At 46.9% G+C, this 24,276-nt stretch carries 24 protein-coding genes and 2 pseudogenes; 7 read left to right on the top strand and 19 right to left on the bottom strand.

The genetic code is table 11. The annotated features are described in order from the left end of the window. The 11 genes from I2H39_RS05455 to I2H39_RS05405 all read right to left on the bottom strand — a co-directional run bounded on the left by I2H39_RS05455 (position 1) and on the right by I2H39_RS05405 (position 11,285). On the bottom strand, positions 1 to 1,395 hold the full coding sequence (locus tag I2H39_RS05455) for an FAD-binding oxidoreductase (RefSeq protein ID WP_138311588.1): 1,395 nt from the start codon (positions 1,393 to 1,395) through the stop codon (positions 1 to 3). Beyond that, positions 1,395 to 2,585: an electron transfer flavoprotein subunit alpha gene (locus I2H39_RS05450; RefSeq protein WP_138311572.1), complete on the bottom strand. Its 1,191-nt coding sequence runs from the start codon at positions 2,583 to 2,585 to the stop codon at positions 1,395 to 1,397. Before I2H39_RS05450 ends, I2H39_RS05455 begins: the two co-directional genes overlap by 1 nt. A gap of 27 nt (positions 2,586 to 2,612) precedes the next feature. Continuing rightward, a complete protein-coding gene (locus tag I2H39_RS05445) occupies positions 2,613 to 3,401 on the bottom strand; it encodes an electron transfer flavoprotein subunit beta/FixA family protein (protein ID WP_138311573.1) in 789 nt (262 codons plus the stop codon). A gap of 95 nt (positions 3,402 to 3,496) precedes the next feature. Beyond that, complete coding sequence (locus tag I2H39_RS05440; protein ID WP_138311574.1) at positions 3,497 to 4,408, bottom strand: dihydrodipicolinate synthase family protein; 912 nt, start codon at positions 4,406 to 4,408, stop codon at positions 3,497 to 3,499. A 217-nt stretch (positions 4,409 to 4,625) separates the two neighbouring features. Continuing rightward, a complete protein-coding gene (locus I2H39_RS05435; RefSeq protein WP_138311575.1) occupies positions 4,626 to 5,336 on the bottom strand; it encodes an ABC transporter ATP-binding protein in 711 nt (236 codons plus the stop codon). A 14-nt stretch (positions 5,337 to 5,350) separates the two neighbouring features. Next, entirely contained in the window at positions 5,351 to 6,133 is a 783-nt protein-coding gene (locus I2H39_RS05430; RefSeq protein WP_330640788.1) for an ABC transporter ATP-binding protein, read from the bottom strand. A gap of 4 nt (positions 6,134 to 6,137) precedes the next feature. Beyond that, positions 6,138 to 7,118, bottom strand: a complete 981-nt coding sequence (locus tag I2H39_RS05425; protein WP_243281778.1) for a branched-chain amino acid ABC transporter permease — start codon at positions 7,116 to 7,118, stop codon at positions 6,138 to 6,140. Positions 7,119 to 7,139: 21 nt separating this feature from the next. Further along, complete coding sequence (locus I2H39_RS05420; protein WP_330640787.1) at positions 7,140 to 8,009, bottom strand: branched-chain amino acid ABC transporter permease; 870 nt, start codon at positions 8,007 to 8,009, stop codon at positions 7,140 to 7,142. A 77-nt stretch (positions 8,010 to 8,086) separates the two neighbouring features. Further along, entirely contained in the window at positions 8,087 to 9,292 is a 1,206-nt protein-coding gene (locus I2H39_RS05415; RefSeq protein WP_138311578.1) for an ABC transporter substrate-binding protein, read from the bottom strand. Positions 9,293 to 9,331: 39 nt separating this feature from the next. Further along, positions 9,332 to 10,411: an iron-containing alcohol dehydrogenase gene (locus tag I2H39_RS05410; RefSeq protein ID WP_138311579.1), complete on the bottom strand. Its 1,080-nt coding sequence runs from the start codon at positions 10,409 to 10,411 to the stop codon at positions 9,332 to 9,334. A 223-nt stretch (positions 10,412 to 10,634) separates the two neighbouring features. Beyond that, positions 10,635 to 11,285, bottom strand: coding sequence for a GntR family transcriptional regulator (locus I2H39_RS05405; protein WP_138311580.1), 651 nt, complete (start codon positions 11,283 to 11,285; stop codon positions 10,635 to 10,637). 237 nt (positions 11,286 to 11,522) lie between these two features. Here I2H39_RS05405 and I2H39_RS05400 point away from each other — a divergent pair, with 237 nt between their 5' ends. Then, positions 11,523 to 11,768: a polya polymerase gene (locus tag I2H39_RS05400; RefSeq protein WP_138311581.1), complete on the top strand. Its 246-nt coding sequence runs from the start codon at positions 11,523 to 11,525 to the stop codon at positions 11,766 to 11,768. A 104-nt stretch (positions 11,769 to 11,872) separates the two neighbouring features. On the opposite strand, the gene I2H39_RS05395 is transcribed toward I2H39_RS05400, so the two are convergent. Both I2H39_RS05395 and I2H39_RS05390 read right to left on the bottom strand, forming a co-directional pair. Next, positions 11,873 to 12,370: a DUF6106 family protein gene (locus I2H39_RS05395; RefSeq protein ID WP_138311582.1), complete on the bottom strand. Its 498-nt coding sequence runs from the start codon at positions 12,368 to 12,370 to the stop codon at positions 11,873 to 11,875. Positions 12,371 to 12,417: 47 nt separating this feature from the next. Continuing rightward, on the bottom strand, positions 12,418 to 12,870 hold the full coding sequence (locus I2H39_RS05390; RefSeq protein ID WP_195626025.1) for an iron dependent repressor, metal binding and dimerization domain protein: 453 nt from the start codon (positions 12,868 to 12,870) through the stop codon (positions 12,418 to 12,420). 74 nt (positions 12,871 to 12,944) lie between these two features. Between I2H39_RS05390 and I2H39_RS05385 the strand changes: the two genes are divergently transcribed. Continuing rightward, positions 12,945 to 13,232: a FeoA family protein gene (locus tag I2H39_RS05385; RefSeq protein WP_138311584.1), complete on the top strand. Its 288-nt coding sequence runs from the start codon at positions 12,945 to 12,947 to the stop codon at positions 13,230 to 13,232. Positions 13,233 to 13,326: 94 nt separating this feature from the next. Beyond that, positions 13,327 to 14,748: pseudogene (locus tag I2H39_RS05380) on the top strand (ferrous iron transporter B); the annotation flags it as partial. Between the two features lie 239 nt (positions 14,749 to 14,987). Here the strand turns inward: I2H39_RS05380 and I2H39_RS05375 are convergent. The 4 genes and pseudogenes from I2H39_RS05375 to I2H39_RS05360 all read right to left on the bottom strand — a co-directional run. Continuing rightward, on the bottom strand, positions 14,988 to 15,197 hold the full coding sequence (locus tag I2H39_RS05375) for a hypothetical protein (RefSeq protein WP_195626024.1): 210 nt from the start codon (positions 15,195 to 15,197) through the stop codon (positions 14,988 to 14,990). Between the two features lie 218 nt (positions 15,198 to 15,415). Beyond that, the gene (locus tag I2H39_RS05370) at positions 15,416 to 15,811 is read right to left on the bottom strand and encodes a type II toxin-antitoxin system PemK/MazF family toxin (protein WP_195626023.1); all 396 of its coding nucleotides are present in this window, start codon (positions 15,809 to 15,811) and stop codon (positions 15,416 to 15,418) included. Positions 15,812 to 16,473: 662 nt separating this feature from the next. Further along, a complete protein-coding gene (locus I2H39_RS05365; RefSeq protein ID WP_195626022.1) occupies positions 16,474 to 16,899 on the bottom strand; it encodes a sigma-70 family RNA polymerase sigma factor in 426 nt (141 codons plus the stop codon). A 1,185-nt stretch (positions 16,900 to 18,084) separates the two neighbouring features. Further along, positions 18,085 to 18,360 (bottom strand): annotated as a pseudogene (locus I2H39_RS05360) (transposase domain-containing protein); the annotation flags it as partial. Between the two features lie 161 nt (positions 18,361 to 18,521). On the opposite strand from I2H39_RS05360, the gene I2H39_RS05355 reads away from it, so the two are divergent. The 4 genes from I2H39_RS05355 (at position 18,522) to I2H39_RS05340 (ending at position 22,776) form a co-directional block, all read left to right on the top strand. Further along, positions 18,522 to 20,405, top strand: a complete 1,884-nt coding sequence (locus I2H39_RS05355) for a tyrosine-type recombinase/integrase (protein ID WP_195626021.1) — start codon at positions 18,522 to 18,524, stop codon at positions 20,403 to 20,405. After that, positions 20,398 to 21,378 carry a tyrosine-type recombinase/integrase gene (locus tag I2H39_RS05350; protein WP_138307548.1) on the top strand — a complete coding sequence of 327 codons (981 nt, stop codon included), beginning with the start codon at positions 20,398 to 20,400 and terminating at the stop codon, positions 21,376 to 21,378. Before I2H39_RS05355 ends, I2H39_RS05350 begins: the two co-directional genes overlap by 8 nt. Continuing rightward, on the top strand, positions 21,368 to 22,390 hold the full coding sequence (locus tag I2H39_RS05345) for a tyrosine-type recombinase/integrase (protein WP_195626020.1): 1,023 nt from the start codon (positions 21,368 to 21,370) through the stop codon (positions 22,388 to 22,390). Before I2H39_RS05350 ends, I2H39_RS05345 begins: the two co-directional genes overlap by 11 nt. A 161-nt stretch (positions 22,391 to 22,551) precedes the next feature. Beyond that, positions 22,552 to 22,776, top strand: a complete 225-nt coding sequence (locus I2H39_RS05340; protein WP_227147704.1) for a transposase domain-containing protein — start codon at positions 22,552 to 22,554, stop codon at positions 22,774 to 22,776. 150 nt (positions 22,777 to 22,926) lie between these two features. On the opposite strand, the gene I2H39_RS05335 is transcribed toward I2H39_RS05340, so the two are convergent. Beyond that, complete coding sequence (locus tag I2H39_RS05335) at positions 22,927 to 23,742, bottom strand: hypothetical protein (RefSeq protein WP_195626019.1); 816 nt, start codon at positions 23,740 to 23,742, stop codon at positions 22,927 to 22,929. After that, entirely contained in the window at positions 23,739 to 24,074 is a 336-nt protein-coding gene (locus I2H39_RS05330) for a hypothetical protein (protein WP_195626018.1), read from the bottom strand. The genes I2H39_RS05335 and I2H39_RS05330 overlap by 4 nt, the downstream gene beginning before the upstream one ends. Positions 24,075 to 24,276 lie beyond the last annotated feature (202 nt).

The raw sequence follows: 24,276 nt of genomic DNA, 5'->3' as shown, positions 1-24,276 counted from the left end.
TCAGATAACCTTATCCGGGTTCAGAACCAGATTGGGGTCAAAGGCCTTTTTAATCCGCCTCATTAGGCCAATCTGCACATCCCCCAGCTGTTCATTCAGATACGCCCTCTTGGCATATCCGATGCCGTGCTCCCCTGACACTGCTCCCCCATACTCCCTGGCCTTTGCGTACATCATCTCAAATCCAAGGCCCAGCTTTTCCTTCCATTCATCCTCTGCCAGTTCATCCCTGCAGAGATACACGTGGAGGTTTCCGTCGCCTGCATGGCCAAAGCTTGGAATCCGCAGATTCAGTTTTCTTGCAACTTCATGGGTGAATTTGATAAAATCCGCCACCCGGTCCCTGGGCACCACCACATCGCACTCATCCATCTGGGTGGTGGAAGCCTTGATTGCTTCCAGAAATGCTCCTCTGGCGTTCCACACACTCTGTTTTCGCTCCTCCGTATCCACGATGAACACGTCCACTGCCCCATGGTCCAGACATAGGTCTGCCACCTCCCGGTATTCCGCCTGCACCTGCTCTGCATTTCTTCCGTCAAATGTAAGCAGGATATAGGCATCATTTCTGGTATCCGGGAACCGTTTGCCCAGGTATTCCTCTGCAAACAGAATGGTCCCCCGTTCCATGAACTCAATGGCTGTTGCCTGTATCTGCGCCTCCACAATCACCGGCACCATCTCAATGGCCTGCTCCATATCCGGAAACGGCACAAGCAGGCTCACTGTCTTACCCGGAAGCGGAACCAGCTTAAGCACGGCCTGGGTGATGATGCCCAGCGTGCCCTCGGAGCCAATCATCAGGTTCAGCAGACTGTAGCCGGAACTGTTCTTTACTGTTTTTCCGCCGAACTCCACCACCTGGCCGGTGGGAAGCACCACTGTCAGCGCCCGCACGTAGTCCCTTGTGACACCGTATTTCACAGCCCGCATCCCTCCTGCGTTGGTGCTTATATTGCCTCCAATGGTTGCTGATTTCTCCCCCGGGTCCGGCGGATAAAAAAGCCCGTTTTCCTCTACATACTGGGCCAGGTCCATTAATAGCACACCCGGTTCCACTGTCACTGTAAGGTTCTTCCGGTCCAGCTCCAGGATATGGTTCATCTGCGTTGTCTCCAGCATAATGCCGCCGTGGATGGCCACAGCCGCCCCCACCAGGCCGGTGCCGGAGCCTCTGGTCACCACGGGAATTCCCTGTCCATTGGCGTAAGCCATGATATCCGAAACCTCCCTGGTGGACAATACCCGTACAAGGGCCTCGGGAGCACACTCCACGCCTCCCAGCTCGTCGTGGCTGTAATCCTCGCTTATATCCGGGCCGGTCAGGACCCGTTCATCCTCTGTCACCCTTTTTAAATAAGCGATGTCCTGTTCATCCAGTTTCCTGTATCCCATCATACACCCTCCTTAACCGTCTTAAGCAGCCGTGGAAGAATCTCATACCAGTCCCCCACAAAGCCGATGTTTGCAATATCAAAAATCGGGGCTTTCCTGTCCTTATTAATGGCAATGATGCAGTCAGCTCCCCTCATTCCCGCTGCAAACTGTACGGACCCGGATATGCCCACGGTAATGATGAGCTTTGGCTTCACGGTCCTGCCGCTGAGGCCAATCTGACGCCTGGGGTCAAACCAGCCGCATTCAATCAGGGGCCTGGTGCAGGCTGTCTGGGCATCCAGGGCAGAGGCCAGTTCCCTTATCATCTCCAAATCTGCCTGGCTTTTCACACCCCTTCCGGCAGCCACAATCACCTCTGCCTCGGATATGTCAATCTCCTTTGGCTTGTGTATGATTTCCTCCACCCTGATTCTCCGGTCAATCATGTCATCCGTCACCTCCATGGACTGGATGACGCCCGTTGGTTCCTCCGTCACAGAGGGAGCAGAGAAAATTTTATACCGCACCGTACAGAACTGGGGCCGGTTCCTGGGAGTCACAATCTGGGCCATAATATTTCCCCCAAAGGCCGGGCGAATCTGCACCAGGTCCGTGTTTTCCTTCATTTCCAGAACCGTACAGTCTGCTGTGAGTCCGGTACGAAACCGCGCCGCCACCCTGGGCGCCAGGGAACGTCCTGCATTGGTGGCTCCCACCAGAATGGACGAGGGCCTGATTCTGGTTATGAAATCAGCAAATACATTGGCATATGTAAGGACGGAAAAATGCTCCAGCTCCTTCCTGTCATACACAAAGACCCGGTCCACGCCGTATGCCAGCAGTTCTTTTGCCTTTGCTCCCACATCATGCCCCATAAAAAGCGCATACACCGGATGCCCTGTGACCGCTGCCAGTTCCCTGGCCTTTCCAATCAGCTCCAGCGTCACCGGATGGATGTCCTTTCCGTTGTATTCCACGTACACGGCAACCGCCCGCCATTCATCCTTATTCATTTCCTGTTCCCGGGACTCCAGATATTCCACCGCCCCGGCGGGACCCTTTTTCACACACAGCCTGCACATTCTGCAGCCGGAGTCAATCTCCACCCTTCCGTCCTTACAGCTGATGGCGCCAAAGGGGCATATGTCAATGAGCTGCCGGATTCCCTCTTCATCCAGCCGTTCCTGATGAATCTTCAGTTCAGCCACAATCCTCTCTCCTTTCTGTCCGTACAACTATATAAACTTTGCCTCTTTCAGCACATGGTACATCTTATCAGCCAGCTCACCGGGGATACCGTCGAATATTTCCCTGTACTCACGTTTCTCCGGCGGGAATATGCGCTCCACCTGGGTGGGCGAACCGGACAATCCGTAGTGGTTTTCATCCCGGTCCTCCAGGTCCGGCAGGGTAAATTCCCTCAGATAACCCTCCGGCAGCTCCTTTTCCCGTTTGTAGGAGGGAAGCCTTGGCGTATTCACATCCTTATCCAGTGTAATCAGACACGGCAAATCCATGGTCTGTATCTGTTCATATCCGTCCATATTTATGCGCACCCGTATCCATCCCGGCCCTGTTTCCCTGATTTCCAGCACATTGGAAGCATGGGGTATTCCCAGCCACTGGGCAACCTCCGGCCCCACCTGCGCCGTGTCCCCGTCTGTGGTCTGTTTGCCGCAGAGAATCAGGTCATACTCCCCCATTCTGCGTATGCCCTGGGATAAGGTATAGCTGGTAGCCACCACGTCCGCGCCCGCGAATTTCCTGTCGCTGATAAGGCCCGCGCGGTCAGCCCCCATGCACATGCATTCCTTTAATGCCTCCTTTGCCTGTCCCGGCCCCATGGTGATGACATCCACTGTGCCTCCCTGCTGCTCCTTCATCTCCAGGGCAGATTCCATTGCATAAAGGTCGTACGGATTTAACTTTGACTGGGTCCCGTCCCGCTTCAGTACTCCGGTCACCGGGTCCACCTCCACATTGGCGGTGTCCGGCACCTGCTTAACGCAAACAATACATTTCATAAATCCCTCTCCTTAAAAAATCGGTGCATGTATCACCTGTTTCCAATACATGCACCGATATCATAAATGACCGTACCCTATTACATTTTCGTCAATTACTCCATGTCTGCAAGTAATTTCTCGATTTTCTTCTTGTTGGCGTCATCCAGCTCGCCAAGCGGCTTGCGCGGCAGACCTACATCCAGGCCCTGTGCCTGTAATGTATACTTGCAGATTTCCTGCCAGTGGGGAACTCCGTTGACCTTATCATAGAAGAAGTAATCTATGTATGGCTGGATGTTGTTCTGGGCTGCAATGGCTGCGTCCACGTCCTTTGCAAAGCAGGCATCCTGGAGTCTGCGGCACTGCTTCGGAAGCACGGCCGGGAATCCTGACAGCCAGCCGTCCGCTCCGGCCAGGAGGCCTTCCATGGCAGCGTAGTCATGTCCGTAGAATACAGTCAGGTCATCCTTGCAGTGGAACTTCAGTTCATGTACCCTGTTGGGGTCGCCGTGGGCTGCCTTGATGCACTGTATGGTTCCGTCATCCACCAGCTCCTTGACCTCCTGTACGCTCAGCTCGTAGCCGGCAAACCATGGATTGTTGTAAACCATGATTTCAATATCCAGCGCATCCCTTAAATCCCTGAAATGCTGCATAACTGCCTTTTTATGCGGATTCAGGTAGAATGGAAGGATAACCATGACACAGTCGGCGCCGTGGTCCTGTGCGAACTTGCTCATCTTAATGGTATTTAAGGTATCGTATCTGCCGGTACCGCATACCAGAGGAACCTGGCCGCCTAAGAAACCGGATACGTGCTCGATGATTTCCCTCTGCTCTTCCATATTCATGGCAATGTTCTCACCGGTGCTTCCGCAGATGGAGATGGACTGTGCGCCATTGTCCAGCAGCCAGGTCAGGTACTTCTCCATACCCTTCTTGTTGTAAGTCTGGTCTGCATTCCAGATGGTCATGGATGCCGGGCAGATACCGTAAGGTTTCTTGATTGTGTCTTTTACTTTCATAGCTTTCTCCCTTTCCCCCAAGTTACACTTGGAATAAAAAATTTGTTTTGTGTTAATATGTAATATTAAATTAAAAATAAAAAATTAAATATTTTTAATTATTATTTTGCCTGATTCTAAATTAGCACATCTTTCGTTCAATGTCAACAAAAAAATTAAATATTTTTTATTTTCTTGTTCACCTTCCACAACAGCAGGATAAAGGCAGCACACCCCTTTATCCGCCCAGATAGGATTTTTTAATGGTATCGCTTCTGGCCAGCTCTTCGCTGGAGGCTGTAATCACCATGCGTCCGTTTTCCAGCACGTAACAGCGGCTGGACACCTCCAGGGCCATGAAGGCGTTCTGCTCCACAATCAGGATTGGCAGATGCTTCTCCTTATTGATTCTTAAAAAAATATCAAACATATCGTCCACAATCACGGGAGCCAGTCCCAGGGACGGTTCGTCGCACATCAGAAGCTTGGGGTCCCCCATCAGTCCCCTGGCTATGGCTAACATCTGCTGTTCGCCGCCGCTCAGCGACCCTGCTTTCTGCCCCCTTCTCTCCTTAAGGCGCGGAAATAAGTCATACATCTCCTCAATCTTTGCATTCATTTCCTTTTTGGAGCGCTTTATGCTGTAGCTTCCCATCTCCAGGTTTTCCAGAACTGTCATGTTGGAAAAAATTTCTCTTCCTTCCGGAATCTGCACCACCCCGGTTCTGGTTATGCTGTGTGTGGGCAGGTTGGTTATATCCTGACCGTTAAACTCCACATTGCCCTTTTTTACCTTCACCCAGCCCACAATACAGTTCATGAGCGTGGTCTTTCCAGCGCCGTTTGACCCGATGATGGAAATAATTTCGTCATCGCCTATTTCAAGGGAAATATCATGCAATGCACAGACATCGCCGTAATAAGCGTCAATCCCATTGACTTTTAACATAAGAATCCCTCCGATTATCTGGAATCCTGCTCCACATACCGGCTGCCCAGGTATGCGCGGATAACCTCTTCATTGCTCTGTACTTCCTTTGGCGTGCCCTCTGCTATCATGCGCCCGAAGCTCAGCACTGTTATGTAGTCGCTGATTTTCATGACCACATCCATGTTGTGCTCAATCATGAAGAACGAGTACCCGTCCTCATATGCTTTATAGATAACCTCTACCAGTTCGGCGCGCTCCGACGGATTAAGGCCGGCCGCAGGCTCATCCAGCAGAATCAGTTTAGGGTCATTCATCATGGCCCTTCCAATCTCCGATATCTTCTGACGCCCATAGGGCAGATTCTTCATCAGGGAGCCTCTCAGGTCATACATACCGATGCGCTTCAGAACCTCCTCGGCCTTTTCCTTAAGCCTCATTTCCTCCGCCCGGGCGCCTCTGATATCAAAGATTCCACGCATCATGCCCATGGGCGCCTGCTGGTGTCCCCCCACCATTACATTCTCCAGCAGGGTCATGGTCGGAAATACCTTTATATTCTGGAAGGTTCTGCCGATTCCCTGCCTGGCAATATCGTGGGTGGTCATGCCGGTAATGTCTTTTCCCGCAAATTCCACCTTGCCTGATGTCAGGGGCAGTACTCCTGTAATCAGGTTTACGGTGGTGGTCTTGCCTGCTCCGTTTGGTCCAATCAGGGCGTGGATGGTGTGCTCCTTCATGTCGATGCTGACATTGTCAACCGCCACAAGGCCCTGGAATTTTTTTGTGATTTCCGTCACTTTCAACAGACTTGCCATTCTCTTATTCACCGCCTTCTGCATAGCTCTTTCCGCTGATTCTCTGATACATCTTCATGAACAGACCTGTTGCCGCGCTCACCCAGCCGTCCGGGAAGAAAATCGCTCCCAGCAGAATGATGGAACAGAATACGATTTGATAGTAATTGCCCAGAAAACGCAGCATTTCCGGAAGAATGGTGACAATGGCAGAACCAAAGATGGTTCCCACCACGGACCCCAGTCCTCCCACCATCAGCATGACCACATAGTTGGTGGACAGGTCCAGATTAAAGGTGGATGGATTGATGTAACCCATATAGTGGGCATACATGGCTCCTGCCACGGTGCCGAATATGGAGGCCACGGTAAACGCCTTAATCTTGCAGGACGCAATGTCCACGCCGCTCATCTCCACTGCCTCCACATTGTCCCGCAGGGATTTGAAAATTCTCCCCCACTTGGAGTAAGCAATGCGCCAGGCAATAAAAAAGGCAATGGCGGTAAATACCAGAAACAGGTAATACATTTCCTTCTGGCTTTGAATCTGGAAACTTCCAATATTATAGGGCCTTATATTGCGGATACCCTGGGTGCCTCCTGTGAATTTCGGCGTATTGGAAATCAGCAGACGCACCACCTCCCCGAATCCAATGGTGGTCAGGGACAGGTACACACCCCTGACTCTCAGGCTGGGATATCCCAGTCCCCTGCCGATGAGGATTCCCATGATTACCGCCACAATCAGACCCAGCCAGGGCGTCAGATTCGTGTATCTGGTAAACAGGGCCGAGGAATAGGCTCCCAGCGCAAAGATTCCCGCTGTGCCCAGATTCATCTGACCGGTCAGGCCAGTGATGAAATTCAGGCCTAAAACCACGATGATATTGATGAGTACGCGGTTAAGGACCATCATATAGTAATCATTTTTGATGAACAGCGGCAGAAAAGCGCCAATCACAAGGGCTCCAACAGCAAAATGCAGTGATTTAAGTTTCAGTTTCATCTTCATCTTCCCTTACTCCTTTCACGCTTTCTTGCCTAAGAATCCGCTGGGATGTACCAGCAGGAATATGATTAACAGGACAAATGACACAATATCTTTGTATACAGCCGGAAGAACCACCACCGCCAGGTTTTCCACCACGCCGATGAACAGACCGCCCAGGATGGCGCCCGGCAGATATCCGAATCCTCCGATGACTCCGGCTGAAAAGCCTTTAAGGCCTATGCTGGCCGCCATGGTGGTGGATATGTTGAACAAGGGTATGATTAACATTCCTATAACGCTGCATATGATGGCGCTGACCGCTGTTGTCACGCAGATATTCTGGGCCACATTGATGCCCATCAGGGCAGCTGCCTTCTTATTCTGGGCCACACAGCGCATGGCCTTGCCTATTTTCGTAAAATTCATAAACAGCTGAAGGGCTGCCACCACCAGGATAGCCACCACGCATATGATGACATTGGCCTTTGTGACCATAAGCGTACCAATCTTAATGGTTCCGCTGAGCCAGTTCTCTATGGTAAAGGGAACGGGACCATATATAAGGCGGATGGCCTCTGCCAGAATCCGGCCCAGCATCATGGTTCCCATGACGGCAAAGATATTGGAACGCATGTGCCGCAGCGGATTAAAGATGCCGGAAGCGATTACAGAGCCCAGGATTCCCATGAGCATGAAAGTCAGCACAATGGCCAGTGGCTTGTTCATGTTGAACTTGATGATGAAGGTGGCGGCAAAAATATACGCCCCTACGGTGATGATTTTATCATGGCTGAAGTTAAGCAGTCCTGTGGAATTCCATATCAGGGTATACTCGATGGCAACCAGGGCATAGATGAATCCCATGGCAATACCGCTTATCAGTAGCTGAAGTATAGTGCCCATCATTTACCTCCTTTTCGTCATGACAGGGACCGGATTTGGATTCAGGCCAGGTCCGGCCCCTGTCCTCTATCAGTCAGAAACTATTCCACAGAAACAGCCTTGATGAACTTCGGAACCTTGTTCTCAATCTGTGCCACATTGATGTTGTGGACCAAGTCATTGTTCTCATCGCAGGTAATGACTCCCACCGGCACATTTAAATCCTTAAGTCCCTTGACCGCTTCCATAACAGCCTTGCGGTCCGTTGTCCCTGCTGCTTTGATTCCCTCCAGAAGGGCCACTGCACCGCCGTAATAGGATGCTGCGTATAATTCCGGTTCAATCTCATACTTTTTCTCAAAATTTTCCTTAAAGGAAACAAGGGTTGGGTCGTCGCTGGTGGACACATAATCCGTCACTCCGTACCATCCTTCTATGTACTCTGCCTTGCACATGTCAATTACCTGCTGCATGGTAACGCCCGGAGACGACACTACCTTTACATCCAGTCCCAGCTCGTATATCTGACGTGCATGAATGGCCAGCTCGGCGTCGTGAGTCCATATAATAACCGTGTCCACGCCTGCATCCTTCATCTTCATGACCTGAGGCGTAAAGTCCTTGTCTCCCGTGTTATGTCCTTCTTCCACATACTCCATTCCGTTGTCCGCGCAGTACTGCTTGATAACACCCTCTGCGCCTGTTCCAAAGTCGTCATTGTTAAAGAACAGTCCCAGCTTCTTGCAGCCAAGCTCCTTTGCGTAGGCTGCCGCTGCCTCTGCGAAAATACTGTCGGAAGCCCTGCAGCGGAACAGATAATCATTGTCCAGGGTACTGATTTGCGGTGTGGTTCCGCCTGTGAAGGTGGCCACCCCTGCCTGCTTTACCACTGCTTCAACTGCCAGTGCATTGGTGCTTCTGTGGGGACCAACAATACCCACCACGCCTTCGCCAATCAGCTTATTGGCACAGGTCACGGCCATGTCCTGGAGTGTCTGGTCATCCACAATGGTCAGCTCTATCTGCTTTCCATTGATTCCTCCGGCTGCATTGTACTCATCCACAGCCATCTGCACTCCCTGGTTCATGCGCTCCCCGTTCAGCGGATTATCCCCTGTCATCATGGAAATAAGGCCAATCTTAATGACATCGCCCTCATCCGCAGAAGCCTCCCCGCCGGAACCTGCCTGGGTATCCCCTGCCTGGGAACCTGCGCTGCCGGAAGACGCCCCCTGCTGTCCTCCGCACGCTGCCAGTGACAAAGCCAAGCTTACACTCAACGCAATTGCTGCCCATTTCTTTAACATAATACCTTCTCCTTTACTTTTTATTTTTACTTTTTTTAGTTACATAATATACTTAAAGCCATCCCGGATTTGTTCCAGAAGTTCCATGTCATCGGGAATCGTTACCCGGTGCACATATGCAATCAGCTCCTCCAGTCCCTCTTCCGGCACCCCCGCTTCCCTTATGCTGACAGGTATCCCTGCCTCCCTGAGAAATGCCTTCAGTTCTTCAATTTCTTCCTCCGGTCTTCCGTTGACAGCCAGCTGGAGGGGCAGGGCCATGGCGACGATTTCCCCGTGAAGATAGTTTTTTCTCACGTCCTTGTGCATATAGCAGACCGCGTCATAAAAATTATGTGCAACAGCCAGCTGCTTGCCTCCTGTGGACAGGTCCGATACCATGCCTGTCAGCATGATATTCATGTTCACCATGTCGTCTATGAGCATGCTGTCCTTCTTGTCGTCGAAATCCTTAAGGGCCTGTCTGGTATCCCTCATATATTTACTGTAGGTGAAATCCGCAATCTTTGTGGCTATCTCCGAGGTGGCAATCATGCCTTCGTCCTTCAGGTGGGACATGGTGAAGCTGAATTCCGGTTTCTTCGCCATGGCGTCCACAATGCCCGACACAAAATAACGCCTTGGACAATCATTGACCACCAAATCCATGTCCACGATAACCCCGCTGATTTCATGGTTCAGGAAACCGCTGTGGTCCACATTCCCGTCCTCGCCATATACCACATACAGTACAGCGTAGGCCGCGCATGTGGCTGCGGATGTGGGTATGGTAAAGATGCTGGCGCCTGCCATGTCTCCGGCTGCCTTGGCAATGTCTATGATGCGGCCGCCCCCGATTCCTGCCACAATTTCAGCCCCTGATTCCCTGACCCTGGCAGCCACCTCCCCGAAACTCTTCTCAGTGGAAGGTCCCTCAAATATCTCCCACTGGAATGTAATTCCGGCCTGCCTCAGACTTTCCTCCAGCACCTGGCAGGTCTTCCCCCTCACCACCTGGTCCCCATACAGCAGGTAAGCCTTCTTACCGAAACATACCATCTCCTCTCCCGCGCGCTTAAGTGCGCCGTGGCACTGGATATAACGTCCAGCTCCTACCTGAATGTGTTTACCTTCAAACATCTTTGTCCTCTCCTTTTAACGCAATTTTTAATTTGTTATGGCAAAATAATAAATTAAAAATTAAAATTTTTTATTTGAGAGTACACTTTATCAAACTAAGTGCCGGGCAGCCCATGAACGCATGATATAAATGCATGAAACATGGATTGCCTGATTCTTAGCTTAACCGCAAGCTTTATAATTCGGTTATTGTTTTAATTACATCCGTTACTGCTGCTTTTTCTTACTGCTTCTGGTTGGTGATGATGTAGAATATGTTGTTTATATGGCCGGCAATCATCTGCTCAGACTGCTCCACATCCTTATTCCTTAAATATTCCAACAGCTTATAATGGTCATCCACCGTGGAACGGAAATTCCTGTTTCGCAGCGGCAGCACAAGGTAATTGGCCACCAGGAACTGTCCCTGTATCCTCTTATACAGCTCCGATAAGTACTCATTCCTTGCCCCGGATACCAGGACCCGGTGAAATCTCAGGTCTGTCTTGGACAGTTCCAGGAAATCCCCCTTATCCAGATACTCCTCACACTTTTTGGCGCAAATCTCCAACTGGTCAATCAATGAGGATGGGTCTCCGGCCTCAGAAAGGAAATGCTCAATGGCATGCTTTTCAATCATCAGCCTTACATCGCAGATATTCTTAATCTGGTTCTGGTCAAAGGTGGGGACCACCACACGCCCGTTGCTGAGCTTTTCCAGGACTCCGTCATTGACCAAAAGCTTCACCGCCTGAACCACCGGCGTCCTGCTGACTTCATACTTCTCGCATAAAACGTCAAGTGAGATAGCGTCATCCATCTTGTATTCACCGAGGATAAAACTATCAATAATCTGGTCATAGATAATCTTATCTAAATTCTTTTTTACCCTCATCTCAACAGCTCCTTTGCTCGTACTATCATTATAAAGGATAAAATGAAATAATGCAATATTAAATTTTTAATTTTTAATTTATTTTTGTGGCTAATACACATCCGCCACCTGTTTATTTCGTTTATGTTTAGTCAATTTGCGAATTGTTATCTTTATTTCCCATTGATATACTGGTTATATTCTATAAACAAAGTGCTGCGCTACGCAGTACAAGCCAACAGAACGGAGGGTTCTTGTATGAAACTGGAAAATATCTCAGATGTAAAAGCATTTTTTGAAGCAGTGGACCAGTGTAAGGGGAAAATCGAGCTGGTATCCCAGGAAGGCGACCGGATTAACCTTAAGTCAAAGCTGACCCAATATCTCTCCATTGCCAATATGTGTTCCAACGGATACATCAAGGAGCTGGAGTTAGTGGTGCATGAAAAGGAGGACATGGACCGTCTGATTGAATTCATGCTGAGCGGCGAAAACCTGAAATAGGGCACACAATAGGGCAGACAATGGCCAAACATAATACGGGCCGCCGGAGCAGCTGATTTGCTGTCCCCGACGGCCCGTTTTCTCCCGGCCAGACGTATATGACATTACATTACAAGCTTGCGCGGAAATGTCCTGCGCATGGCTCCTATCATTCTCTCATTGGGTTCAAACAGTACCTTGAAATGGTCCGGTCCCTTCTGATATATGAGGGCATACACCTTGGCATCCCGCATGCCTGATGAAAAATCCTTTATCTTCATGCCCTGCTTCTCATAATCCTTAAGCACAAAGGAATCAGCCGGAGCCACAATCTGGATGTCGTCCTTCTCACAGTCAAATATCTTTTTTCTCTTTGCCTTTCCCAGGATACGGTCCACCGACAGGCCGCCTTCCGCAAACAGATATTCAAATTCCACGCTCAGGTTCAGGAACACAAAATAGGTGGCCGCACCTGCTATGGTCATGACAATTACGCCAAACACGGTCTGAAGTGCGGAAAGCACGGAGAAAATACAGACCGCAATCATTAAAATCTTTACAGGAACAGCATATGCCGGAGATTTTCTCTTCACAAGCCACTCTACATAGTTATCATCGTTCATAATGTCTCTCCTTTTATCATTTTGCATATTACACATTATACAATACTTTATCCCATATTTCCAGTAATATCATTCTTATGCCGCAGGAAAGAGAGGGTCTGCTCCATATTTTCCACAGTCCTGTGATTGATGAAATGTTCAATTTTCTCCACCAGCTCCAGTTCATCCTCCGTGTGGTTAAGGGCGCAGAAAAAGTCCTGAAGCACCTGGTGCCTGTGCAGAAGGTATCTGCCCTCCTGGTATCCCTTATCCGTCACCATGATGGAGCCGTACTTTTTAAAATCAATATACCCGGCTTTTCTCAGATTATCCAGCATCTTTGAGGCGGATGAGGGTCTTACATGAAGGCTGGCAGCCAGGGAGCTGACACGGATGGGTTCCCCCTCTTCCTCCATTCTGCACACCATCTCCAGATAATCCTCCATGGATGAGGTCATTTCCTCGGAACCGGAGCGCTCATATCCTTTCATGGTATAGAATCCATCTTTTTCAGTAACCAAAGTGTCCCTCCTGCAATACTATATGAGTAAGAAAAAGTTTCCCTATCCTAAATCTATTGCGAGGTATTGTAATTATGAAAGAATTTCTAAGTTTGAACGATATAAAACCCGGGAACCGGGCGCGGGTAAAAGAGCTTACTTCCACAGGCAGCATCCGCAGACGTCTCCTGGATATCGGCCTGGTGGAAAACACGGAGGTGGAATGCCTGGGGCAAAGCCCTCTGGGCGACCCATGCGCCTACCTGATCCGGGGTGCTGTCATCGCCATCCGTTCAGAGGACTGCCGCGGGATTCTGGTCCAGCCCTGCACTGGCTTCAGCCAGCAGGAAGCAATGGAGGGCTGCACCAGCACCAGCCTGTGAGCCGCCCCCAAAAACTGCGGATTTAAGAAACATCATCTGATTCCGGTCAGATGCAGAATTGCCTAATATAAAAAAAGAAAAAAGGAGTATTAAAATGGGTCTGACCAAACAATCCGTCGGAATGGGAGCTGTGGATTCCGGACTGGAGATAAAAAAACAGACACCTGACGATAAAATAATCGCCATAGCAGGCAACCCCAACGTAGGTAAAAGCACCCTTTTCAACAATCTCACAGGAATGAACCAGCATACCGGGAACTGGCCGGGAAAAACCGTGACCAATGCCCAGGGCTACTGTAAGACAAAGGAACACAGCTATGTGCTGGTGGACATTCCCGGCACCTATTCCCTTATGGCCCACTCCGCCGAGGAGGAAGTGGCCCGCAACTTCATCTGTTTTGGCGGAAGCGACGGGGTTGTGGTTGTATGTGACGCCACCTGTCTGGAGCGCAACTTAAACCTGGTGCTGCAGACCATGGAAATATCGGACCGCGTCCTGGTATGTGTAAACCTGATGGATGAAGCTGTCCGCAAGAATATTACCATCGACCTGAAGGGACTGTCTGAAAAGCTGGGCGTACCGGTGGCCGGCACAATTGCCAGAAAGAAGCGGAGCCTTGACCAGCTGATGAAACAGCTGGATGACCTGGTGGAAGGTACCCGGACCGCCTCCCCCTATCAGGTGGAGTACTCTCCTATCATTGAACAGGCCATTGCCATGGCGGAGCCTGCTGTAAAGGACAGGGTGGAGGGAAAGGTCAATTCCCGCTGGCTTACCTTAAAGCTCCTGGACAGTGACCCGTCCCTCATGAAGGAATTAAGGGAATATCTAGGTGAGGACATACTGGATGTACCCGAGGTAAACCTTGCCCTGTCGCAGGCCAGGGAACATCTGGTCAAATACGGCATTACCAATGAAATCCTGAAAGACCGCATTGTGGCTGCCCTGGTGGCGTCAGCGGAAAAAATATGCCGTGATACGGTCCAGTTCCACAAAAGCGGCTACAACGAAGGGGACCGGAAACTGGATAAGATTCTGACCAGCCGGTTCACAGGCTATCCTGTCATGATAGGCATGCTGGCCGTGGTATTCTGGCTGACCATCACAGGAGCCAATTACCCCTCCCAGATGCTGGCGGATGCCCTGTTCCGTCTCCAGGACCAGCTCACCAAAGCCTTCATGGCCATGGGCGCGCCCCAATGGCTTCACGGTCTGCTGATACTGGGCGTTTACCGTGTCCTGGCCTGGGTTGTCTCGGTCATGCTGCCGCCTATGGCTATCTTCTTCCCCCTGTTTACCCTGCTGGAGGATTCGGGTTACCTTCCCAGGATTGCCTATAATCTGGATAAACCCTTTAAGAGCTGCCATGCCTGCGGCAAACAGGCTTTGACCATGTGTATGGGATTCGGGTGCAACGCGGCGGGCATCGTGGGCTGCCGTATCATTGATTCCCCCAGGGAACGGCTCATCGCCATGATAACCAATAACTTTGTGCCCTGCAACGGAAGGTTTCCGCCACCATACAAAGGGAAACAAAATTGTTCCTCGGCGCTGACAATGAAGAAACAGCCGAATTAACTGTACCAATATATGACTTTGGTGATTGGGCTTTAAAACTGAAGGCCTATCGTAAAGAGAACCATGCCACACAACAGGAGCTTGCACAGCTTATGGGCGTAAAACTTCTTACTCTTCGCAGCTGGGAACAAAAGCAAGCAAAGCCGCCTTACAATATATGGCGGCTTCACAAACACTTATTTGATGATTCCATCAAACTCACGTGATTTTAGGTTATCCAGTACTTTATCAATGACGGCTATTTTTTCATCGGTCGTTAGATTAGAACTGTTTAGCCTGCGTTCCACCACCTCTAAATGGAACTCATTGATTTTATCGGAAAGTGCGTGAAAATCCATATTGTCAGGAAGATGGACAATAACATTCTGGACACAGTTCCTTTTCACTCACGCTCTCCCTTCGATAAATACCAGTCACTTTATGTTATGAAAATATTGGTATGTCCTATTACACCTCACGAAGCTGTTCCAATCTGGCGCAGCTTCATTTTTAAGCTATAAGCAAATTCTATTCTGGGTCCTACTTAAATAAAGGGTCATATTTAATCGTGCCATATAAAGTCAAAACCATGCCGTTTTATATAAGTTGATTTCTTTCATTTGATTTACATCATTGCGATACGCTGTTTTTGTCTTTCATCCAGAAATATCCGGTCAAATTCCGGTTCCACATCCAAACTGATTTTCAAAGATATATTAACTGCTCTCATATCCCTGTCATCCAGGTGTCCTATGTACTCCTTCAATCTCGATTTATCAATGGTACGGACCTGCTCCAGCAGAATCATCGAATTTTTCTGCAAACCATATTTCCGGCTGATTGCCACATGGGTTGGCAATGGATGCTTGTCCATCCGGCTTGTGATAGCAGCAACAATAACGGTGGGACTGTAACGGTTCCCAACATTATTTTGGATGATAAGTACCGGGCGTACCCCTCCCTGTTCACATCCTACTACCGGGCTTAAATCTGCATAATACATATCACCTCTATACATCATTCATACCCCCTTTCTTCTGCTTTTTCCCTTATGATGTTTGTGACTTAATCTACTCCGTACTCTCTTCCTCCCTGCTCAATGCCACATCCATGCAGCCGATTTAAACCGGCGGCTGCATGGTCTGGCATTGAAATCACCTTCTTTCCAACTTTGTTCGTTGCTTCTATTCGACACTACTTCCCGAAGCTTGTCCAGACATTGCATCTGGACAGGGCAGCCAACCCGTCTGCCTGCAGCTGACAGGCATCATAGGAATCCCACCTCCGCCAGGTTCTCTGGCGGCCGCCCTCATTGCGTGGTCCCCGGCCAAGGGGGCTGTGACTGGACGGAAGTATCATTATGAGCTATCCGGGGTCATGGCGATTCAATCCGCTATGGACTGATTTTGAGACAGGAATTTGCCGCTCTTACCTTACGCCACAAAAAACTTATTACAGGCTTTTGACAGAATCTATATTCCGCAGGCAGTCATTGCGCTCCCCTCATGTCGCTTCCGTTCCTCGCGTCCGGATAGCCAACGTAACTGGTTGGCTGGATATGAAATTTTCAAAGTACTGGTGAGTCCTAAAAAATACCCCTCATTACTTATCCGTATCCAACCCCCTTTTGATAGCCCCTTAAAACATATTTTTTTATTTTTCATTAAAATTGCACATATTTATTTAGTAATTATGTTCCATGAAAAACCGCATTTTTTTCAATGCCCGCAATTTTTTCTTATTTACGACAGATTGATTTATTTTCAGCAAAGCGCCTGCCTGCCGCTCTGAAAACCCCTGAAAATATATCAAATCCAGTATTTCACGCTCCGCTGGACGCAGTCCCACGATAGCCTGTTTTAGTTTCTCTATCATGATGTTACGAACAGCTTCATCCTCTACCGGCTCCATATTTTCATCCGGTATCATTTCCTCCCCTGTCATCTTTCCTGTATCAAGATTACTAAAAAGAACCTTTTGATTTCGGGAATCTTTTTCTTCCAAATTCAATTCATATCGTTTGAATCTGTAAAATGTATAGTATACATCCTCACTCACTGATATTAATTGTCCATGCATTCTTATTACATATGTCTCCTTATCATTCATTACATATCCTCCATTTCAAAATTTTCAGTTTCATATTTTGAAATAGAAGGGCGGCGCCCTGGGTAAATAAAATCCCGCAATGCATGATAGGTAAACAATGTTTGGTTTAGTATAGTTAGCTACATAGCTGAAGGGAGATTTCTTTGGTTCAGCACAGTAAATACATTTTTCTTTATGTATACTGCACCAATCCCAACACATTGCGTGTGTCATGGGAAATTGGTGATATCTTTGCAGTAAGCTCTGACATTGAGCACATTGCCTAATATCATCAACCCCTCTATCCTGCAACGCAGGATGGCACACAACCATTTTTATACCCCATTAAAAAGAAGCTGCCATGCCAGTCTAAAACAATAGCCTAACGATAGGTTCTGGTTTGAACATCCAGCCTGATAATTTCAGCGTTTACGTTTCATCACTCACCTTTCCTGCTGATTCTTCTTTAGTTAGGGATAAAATAAAAAACGACTCTTTCGAAGTTTCTTTCGTAAGAGTCGTCGTTGAGGTTTGAATGGTATAGTTATATTTTAATTTTGATATTTTACTTGTTTTTTGAAGTTTGCTGTTATTGTCAGAAAATTATAATTACATTTTATAGCAACAAACACAACAATTCAACAAAATACACACGAGTTGCGTCATTTTATGTACGAAATAAATAGATATATCTAAATATCTAGTTGTATTACGAAAAAGCGAAAAAGAAGGTAGGTTTTGTCATAGATATTACAGATTTTTTTCTAATCTGCATATTATTACTATCCTTTTATGCCATTATTGATTTGGTTACCGATGCCATTTCCATAAACGCGCCAATAGCACATACCTTTTTATCATTATCATTCTTTGAGATAATAGGCCCAACATCGCCCCGTCTAGCGGAAGTCAGAGAGAAGAAAAGACGATGAAATGCAGCACAACCGATTCAAAAAGCGGCTGGTTTCATAAAGGAGAACATAAACAGGTCTTTGCCTATACAATAGAAACTGCCTGCGATAAATATGGCTGAATTCTGGGTTATACAGTACGTCCGGGCAACCAGCATGACAGCCGGACATTCAAAGGTAAGCGCCTAAATTTCGGACGGTAGTTCTTATGGTAGGCCGTAGTTTTTTACTTCCAAATCAAAAAGTACCCCGGCTACACATAGCAGACGAAGCACCTTGATATTCCACATAGAATTCAGCCATTTTCAGGTTCATCGGTAACCCGGGAATCCAGAAGGGCTTTCACCTCTGGATTCCACGGTGCAAAGCGTTCCAATTCCTCACCGGACATTCGGTTATTCGGCTGCTTCTCCAGTAATAGTTTTAGGTATTGGTAGACGTTTACTCCATTTGCCTTCGCGTTCTCTACCATTGTATAGATGACCGCACTCGTTTCGGCTCCTGCCGGGGTGTCGCTGAACAGCCATCCCTTACGTCCTACAACAAATGGGCGGATTGCATTCTCACTTAGTTATCCGCATATGAGAATAACTAAGTTTATACGCAGGATATTTTTATCCTCATCTTTTGCCAAAGATAGCATAAATCAAAGTATTTTTCAATAAAAGATATGGATAATAATCAGCCTTATCCTTGATAATGGAATCATCAAATTTATGGAGGTGATTCCACATGGAACAATACGACAAAAATGTAACTGTCATCCTTGAATTTCTTGTTGCAAAGAACTTCAGTGCATCTGTGATAAGTCTGCATCGGCTCTGCTATAAGGCATTGCGAAAACATCTGACTGAAGAAAAAATATTTTATTCTTCGGACGCCGCATACCGATGGATCGATGACAACAAAGCTTGCTGGAACTATCGGCAGCATACCGGCTGGAAGCATTGCGTTGACCAGCTTGAAGAGGTATATACCAAAGGGCATATATCACCAGATCACTTGGGAGTAAGGCAATCCGCCTACTGCCTGCTGTCAGAAACATTGAAAGCTGAACTGGATGATTTTCTGGACAATGGGTTAGTCAATCCTGATGATGGACGTTACCGCATCTCCTGTGCAAGGTTTTTATTATACCTGCAAAATAAGGGACTCCAAAGCATTAGCCAGCTTGATTATTCTGGATTGCTGAGTTTTCACAAGGATGATTACCACAAATCTTCCATCTCCAAAGATGTATATGAAGATTTGATACGGGGGTTTTTAAGGTACAGTTCCGACCACGGGAAATGCTCGCTGGGTTTTTCGCTTGCCCTTAACAAGCTGCTAATCCATCAGATAGTGGAGATTCCTGATACCGAATTGCCGGGGTCAAACCAAACTGAATTGCCGTTTATTTCCTGGTCGATTATAGAGACATTTCTTAAGGAAATGGCTAATGCCCGGTATAAGAAAACCGTCCTCAAAAGTACAAGACATATCCTGACGCTTTGCTATATTTTTCTGGATATGCATTCTTTCAGCCGCACCGAAGAAAACCTGTGGTTATGGTTCAATCATGTGAAACCTTTTCTGGGTACCGGTTGGAAACAGCACAGGCGCAGCTTGTGCCAGTTCCTGCACTATCTGAAAACCTGCCTTATTACTACCACCTATACAGGTGACCCGTCTTATGTTCCTCCGGTTAACAGACTTCCTGTCTGGGCATGTGACAGCATCCGTTCCTATCTTACCCTGCTTGAGCGTGAGGGATGGAAAAAATCAACCATAACCATGCACCGTTCCTGCTGCATCCGGTTCTGTCAGTATCTGCAAGAAGAAGGGATAAATGATTTTTGCGAAATCACTACGGACACTTTACAAGATTTTAACCGTAAAGATATGCATACGACACCTGAGGGCAAAGCAGCCTATAACTGCAGGATAAGGTGTTTCCTTATATATCTTTATGAGCAGGGCATGGTCTGCAATCCCTATCTGTATAAAGCCCTTCCGACTATATCGGCTCCACGGACAGTAATTGTGCAGACACTGTCTCCGGAAGAGATGGCCTATATATGGTCTGTCAATAGTGATACACTTTCACCTGTAGAACTGCGGGATTATGCCATTGTCTGTGTCGGATTGACTATGGGCTTCAGAGCCAGCGACATAGTGTTACTTCGTTTTGACAACATCGATTGGACAAGGCGGAGCATATGTCTGACGCAGGAGAAAACCGGCAAAAACATCGCACTGCCTATGCCCGTGAGAACTGGCAACATTCTGTTCAGATATCTTCGTGACGGCAGACCAGAAAGTGCCGACATACATGTATTTATCAGGCACAAAGCGCCTTTCAAAGGGCTTCACCGCTGCGTATGTGCAAAAGCCTTAAAACGGTTCCTGCCTCAGGCGAATGCTTACAGTAATAGATACCATGTGCTGCGGAGAACGTTTGCAACAAATCTGTTAAGAGGAAACACGAAAGCAGAGCTAATCGCTGACTTGCTCGGACACAGTACGGACAGCACCGTGCATAAATATCTTTCGCTGGACGAGGAACGGATGCGGCAGTGCCCTATATCGCTGGGTACCGTAGGCATCTCTTTAAAAGGAGGTGTCTTCCATGCATAAGGATTTCAATTATTCCAGTATATTTGCCGATTTAATCAGTGATTATATACAGTCCCGTAGAGAAGCCGGCTTTATGTTTGACAATCCTGCGTACTGGTTATTCCGCTTTGACCAGTTTTGCGAAGCCAGACAGGCAGATAAAACCGAAATCACAAAGGAACTCTATGATTCATGGTCTGCAAAACAACTAAGTGAATCAAAAACCACGCAGTCAAACCGGCTGCAGGCACTTAGATGTTTCTGCATTCATCTGAATACCATAGGCATACCGAGCTACATACCGGCACAGCTGCCAAGACCTGAGAAAACAGTTCCATACCTAATGTCTGACGAGGATATCAGGGAATTTTTCAAACAGGTTGATCTATACAAATCAGATGCGCGGGTAAAGGCTTTTGAGCGTCTCGCAGCCGAATACAAGGTGTTGTTCCGGCTAATATACTGCTGCGGTCTCCGGAACAATGAGGCCTGTACCTTAAGGCTGGCAGATGTGGATACTGACAGCAGGACACTGACCATTATTCACTCAAAGGGAAATAAGGACCGTATCGTTTATCTCGCTGATGATGTCTGCGAGTTATGCATCGAATACAAACAATGGCTGGGAAAAGAACGGTCAGACACATATGGATGGTTTTTTCCCGGCAAATATCCGGATAAATGTATCCCGAAAACATCGGTTGACCGGAAGTTTAACGAGTTTTGGAGATTCACACAAGCTTCCCAGACGTGCGATAAAAAACCAACTGTACATTGCCTGCGCCATGCTTTTGTAATTAAAAGGATAAATCTCTGGATGGAGTCGGATGCCAGCCTCCGGGTAATGATGCCTTATCTCAGCAGCTATCTGGGTCATAAAGGACCGCTGGAATCGTATTATTATTACCATCTGGTTCAGGATGCGTTTGATACAATCCGGCGTAAAGATACCATCACATCCCGCGTGATTCCGGAGGTGCAGCATGAAGAATAAAGACTTTGAAAAGCTGTTTTTCTCCAAAACAAGGGATTTCCTTGATGAGTACCTCACAAAGCAGTGCAGTCGCAGCCCCCACACAGTAAAAGCGTACCGGGATGCACTGACTGTATTTCGTAAATACATTTCGATGCTGGGGTTGTCCCTTAGGACATTTGGTTTCCAGGACTGCTCGCGGGACTTCCTTCTTGGATTTATGGAGTATCTGCAGAAAGAGGGTTATGAAAAATCTTCCTGTAATCAGCGTTTGGCAGCCATAAAGTCGTATATGTGGTATGTTGCTGATGGTGACATTACCCAACAGCAGACAGCACTAATGGTATCCCGTGTTCCTTTTCTGAAAAATCCAGAAAAGGAAAAAGCCCTGTTATCAGAAGAATGCTTAAAAGCTCTCCTTTCAGCCCCCGGCAACCGCAAGATTGAGATACGCGATACTACCATTCTTGTATTACTGTACGATTCAGCAATAAGGCTGGGTGAACTGCTGGTCCTAAAGCTAACCGATGTAAATCTTAAAAACACTACACCATATCTCAGGATTCATGGCAAAGGGGATAAAGAGCGTATTGTATCCATCTCTGAAGGTACGGTAAAACACTTGGAGCATTACATAAAGCTTTTTCATAATCAGGATGCACCGGCTACGGATTATCTGTTTTATACATGTATTCACAATCAGGCTAATCCGATGTCATCAGGCAATGTTAAGCGGATCATTAACAAATATGCTGAAAAGATACGCCCCGAGCATCCTGATCTGCCAGCTAAAGTTCATCCCCATATGTTCCGCAGGACAAGAGCCACAAATCTTTATCAAAGTGATGTGGAGCTTGAATTGGTGTCAAGAATCCTCGGACACGCATCCACTCAGACTACAAGGATTTATGCCAAGCCATCCTTAGAGATGATTAAATCTGCCATGGACCGCAGCAATCCAGAATTAAACGCTGAACAACCACTTTGGCCAGATAATGAAGCTGAACTGGCAAGGATTTTCGGACTCAGATAAAATATGTTATCCTCATCTTTGATGACAAAGCCACTGTATTTAAGTGTATTTTCTAAAAAGATGAGGATAAAAATATCCTGCGTATAAACTTGCTTATCCGCATATGAGAATAACTAAGTGAACGTTCAATCAGAACTTTCTGTATTGGTAAAAAGAACTGGATGTTTCACGATTCCATTCAGGGAGCGCAGGCAAGCGCTGTCATCTACAGTATTTCGGAAACCGCAAAGCTCAATAACCTGAGACCTTATTATTATTTTAAGCATTTACTCACAGAGCTTCCCAAACTCTGTGACGAAAAAGGAAATATAGATACTGCGAAGCTAAACCACTTATTGCCATGGGCAAAAGAGTTACCAGCTGAATGCAGAAAACCACGCCGCTGATATCTGTTAGCGGCGTTAATTTATAGGTAAGCGCAGGATTTGACGCTTACACTCTATCAATTCTTGGACCAAGAAAAATGGCATTCCTACAATAGAATGCCATAAAGCGGTTTTGATAAACCAATCTGTTTTACTGATTCACTGGCACACCTAAAATTTCAGTACTGGAGCATCTTGTACAAACTTATTTTCCTTCTTCATTTTATAATCCGGAATAATATTGTGATAACGTTTCAGTTGATACTTTAGCACTTTCATCCCCCTGGAATCAGGTTCATTCTCTAAGATTGATTTCAATTTTCGATAATCAATCCTTAATCCAATTCCTGCCTCATAAGCCTGCATCTCTAAACTTGCCGAAAATGGCTGGCCATATACTTTTTCAAGATTATCTTCCATTGTTTCTTCGTCGAAACGGTCCCAGTCACTTAGAAGCGAATTTCCATTATCAAAAATAGGCGCAACCTTATAAACTCCTGTCGATGCATCCACAATTAGTCCTAGATTATTAAAATGCCTATCTGTATTTAAAGTAAGCATATCCAGGGTCAGTATTTGTGATAAATATGTCGAACAATCCCACCCTGTATTTTCTAATACAAACTCTCTTACAAATCCAATTCGGTCTGCCACCTCTGAAATTAAACGAATTCTTTCCTGTAGACTTTCTCCAGTAATCAAATCATATAGTCTCTGAAAACTTAGAAATGATTCGTTCTCTCCAATAAAACTTTTAGAACGGCATCCTGCTCTACCATTAATCACGCATTGTTCATATTGGACATAACTATCAACATTGGAGCACTCAAGTAACCTTGAAACGAGGTATTCCGAGTATCCTTCATATCCCAAATTATTTACTTTATACCAATATCCACTCTCATAATACTTGGGCTGCGTTCCTTTTGAACTCCCCTGTACCATCACCAATGCCTGTGGACTCAACTTGTATTCTTTTACACTCATCTCACTTTCACATCCTTCCATGTTATCGTCTCGCCAGGAAACCGAATCCAAAACAAATCTTCGTATGTTACTCCGTGTGTAATTTTCATCCATTTCCATGGATTATTATAAGCAAGACCCGCCTGATTGAGTATCTCCTTAAGGTCACTACGTCCATCCTCATAGCATCTGTCCTTCAAGAAATTATAAACCCGCTCTAAATCTAATTTGTTACCACAAAATGGTTGCCTAATACAATCCGGAATCAATTTTTGGATTTCCACCTTCTTCTTATCTTCCGACAATCTTACAACTGCTACTGGTTCATCCTTATACATGACTGTAAATTCCATGGTTCACCCATTCTCCCTATATGGCCTCAGTTTAGCAAGCAAATACCACAACTCTATATTAATATTATATCCAAATTCTGTCGGATGTTCCTCAATCTACATTTTCAACTCTGAATTTATTCTTGGGGCTTCATTAAGTTTTTCGATTTTAATACTTCCAATTTTTCTGCTTTTTCTATTCATATGACCTATATTATTAACT

Origin of the sequence: Clostridium sp. 1001283B150225_161107_B6, assembly GCF_015556325.1 — a bacterium.
Lineage (GTDB): Bacteria > Bacillota > Clostridia > Lachnospirales > Lachnospiraceae > Enterocloster.
The sequence above is the reverse complement of the archived record's forward strand: the minus strand, read 5'-3'. Positions and strand labels throughout refer to the sequence as shown.

Bases quoted from the DNA above. Each gene is read 5' to 3' on its own strand.
- I2H39_RS05455 (WP_138311588.1), bottom strand. From the start codon at position 1,395: ATGGGATACAGGAAACTGGATGAACAGGACATCGCTTATTTAAAAAGG.
- I2H39_RS05445 (WP_138311573.1), bottom strand. From the start codon at position 3,401: ATGAAATGTATTGTTTGCGTTAAGCAGGTGCCGGACACCGCCAATGTG.
- I2H39_RS05440 (WP_138311574.1), bottom strand. From the start codon at position 4,408: ATGAAAGTAAAAGACACAATCAAGAAACCTTACGGTATCTGCCCGGCA.
- I2H39_RS05435 (WP_138311575.1), bottom strand. From the start codon at position 5,336: ATGTTAAAAGTCAATGGGATTGACGCTTATTACGGCGATGTCTGTGCA.
- I2H39_RS05430 (WP_330640788.1), bottom strand. From the start codon at position 6,133: ATGGCAAGTCTGTTGAAAGTGACGGAAATCACAAAAAAATTCCAGGGC.
- I2H39_RS05425 (WP_243281778.1), bottom strand. From the start codon at position 7,118: ATGAAACTGAAACTTAAATCACTGCATTTTGCTGTTGGAGCCCTTGTG.
- I2H39_RS05420 (WP_330640787.1), bottom strand. From the start codon at position 8,009: ATGATGGGCACTATACTTCAGCTACTGATAAGCGGTATTGCCATGGGA.
- I2H39_RS05415 (WP_138311578.1), bottom strand. From the start codon at position 9,292: ATGTTAAAGAAATGGGCAGCAATTGCGTTGAGTGTAAGCTTGGCTTTG.
- I2H39_RS05410 (WP_138311579.1), bottom strand. From the start codon at position 10,411: ATGTTTGAAGGTAAACACATTCAGGTAGGAGCTGGACGTTATATCCAG.
- I2H39_RS05405 (WP_138311580.1), bottom strand. From the start codon at position 11,285: ATGAGGGTAAAAAAGAATTTAGATAAGATTATCTATGACCAGATTATT.
- I2H39_RS05400 (WP_138311581.1), top strand. From the start codon at position 11,523: ATGAAACTGGAAAATATCTCAGATGTAAAAGCATTTTTTGAAGCAGTG.
- I2H39_RS05395 (WP_138311582.1), bottom strand. From the start codon at position 12,370: ATGAACGATGATAACTATGTAGAGTGGCTTGTGAAGAGAAAATCTCCG.
- I2H39_RS05385 (WP_138311584.1), top strand. From the start codon at position 12,945: ATGAAAGAATTTCTAAGTTTGAACGATATAAAACCCGGGAACCGGGCG.
- I2H39_RS05370 (WP_195626023.1), bottom strand. From the start codon at position 15,811: ATGATGTATAGAGGTGATATGTATTATGCAGATTTAAGCCCGGTAGTA.
- I2H39_RS05365 (WP_195626022.1), bottom strand. From the start codon at position 16,899: ATGAATGATAAGGAGACATATGTAATAAGAATGCATGGACAATTAATA.
- I2H39_RS05355 (WP_195626021.1), top strand. From the start codon at position 18,522: ATGGAACAATACGACAAAAATGTAACTGTCATCCTTGAATTTCTTGTT.
- I2H39_RS05350 (WP_138307548.1), top strand. From the start codon at position 20,398: ATGCATAAGGATTTCAATTATTCCAGTATATTTGCCGATTTAATCAGT.
- I2H39_RS05345 (WP_195626020.1), top strand. From the start codon at position 21,368: ATGAAGAATAAAGACTTTGAAAAGCTGTTTTTCTCCAAAACAAGGGAT.
- I2H39_RS05340 (WP_227147704.1), top strand. From the start codon at position 22,552: ATGTTTCACGATTCCATTCAGGGAGCGCAGGCAAGCGCTGTCATCTAC.
- I2H39_RS05335 (WP_195626019.1), bottom strand. From the start codon at position 23,742: ATGAGTGTAAAAGAATACAAGTTGAGTCCACAGGCATTGGTGATGGTA.
- I2H39_RS05330 (WP_195626018.1), bottom strand. From the start codon at position 24,074: ATGGAATTTACAGTCATGTATAAGGATGAACCAGTAGCAGTTGTAAGA.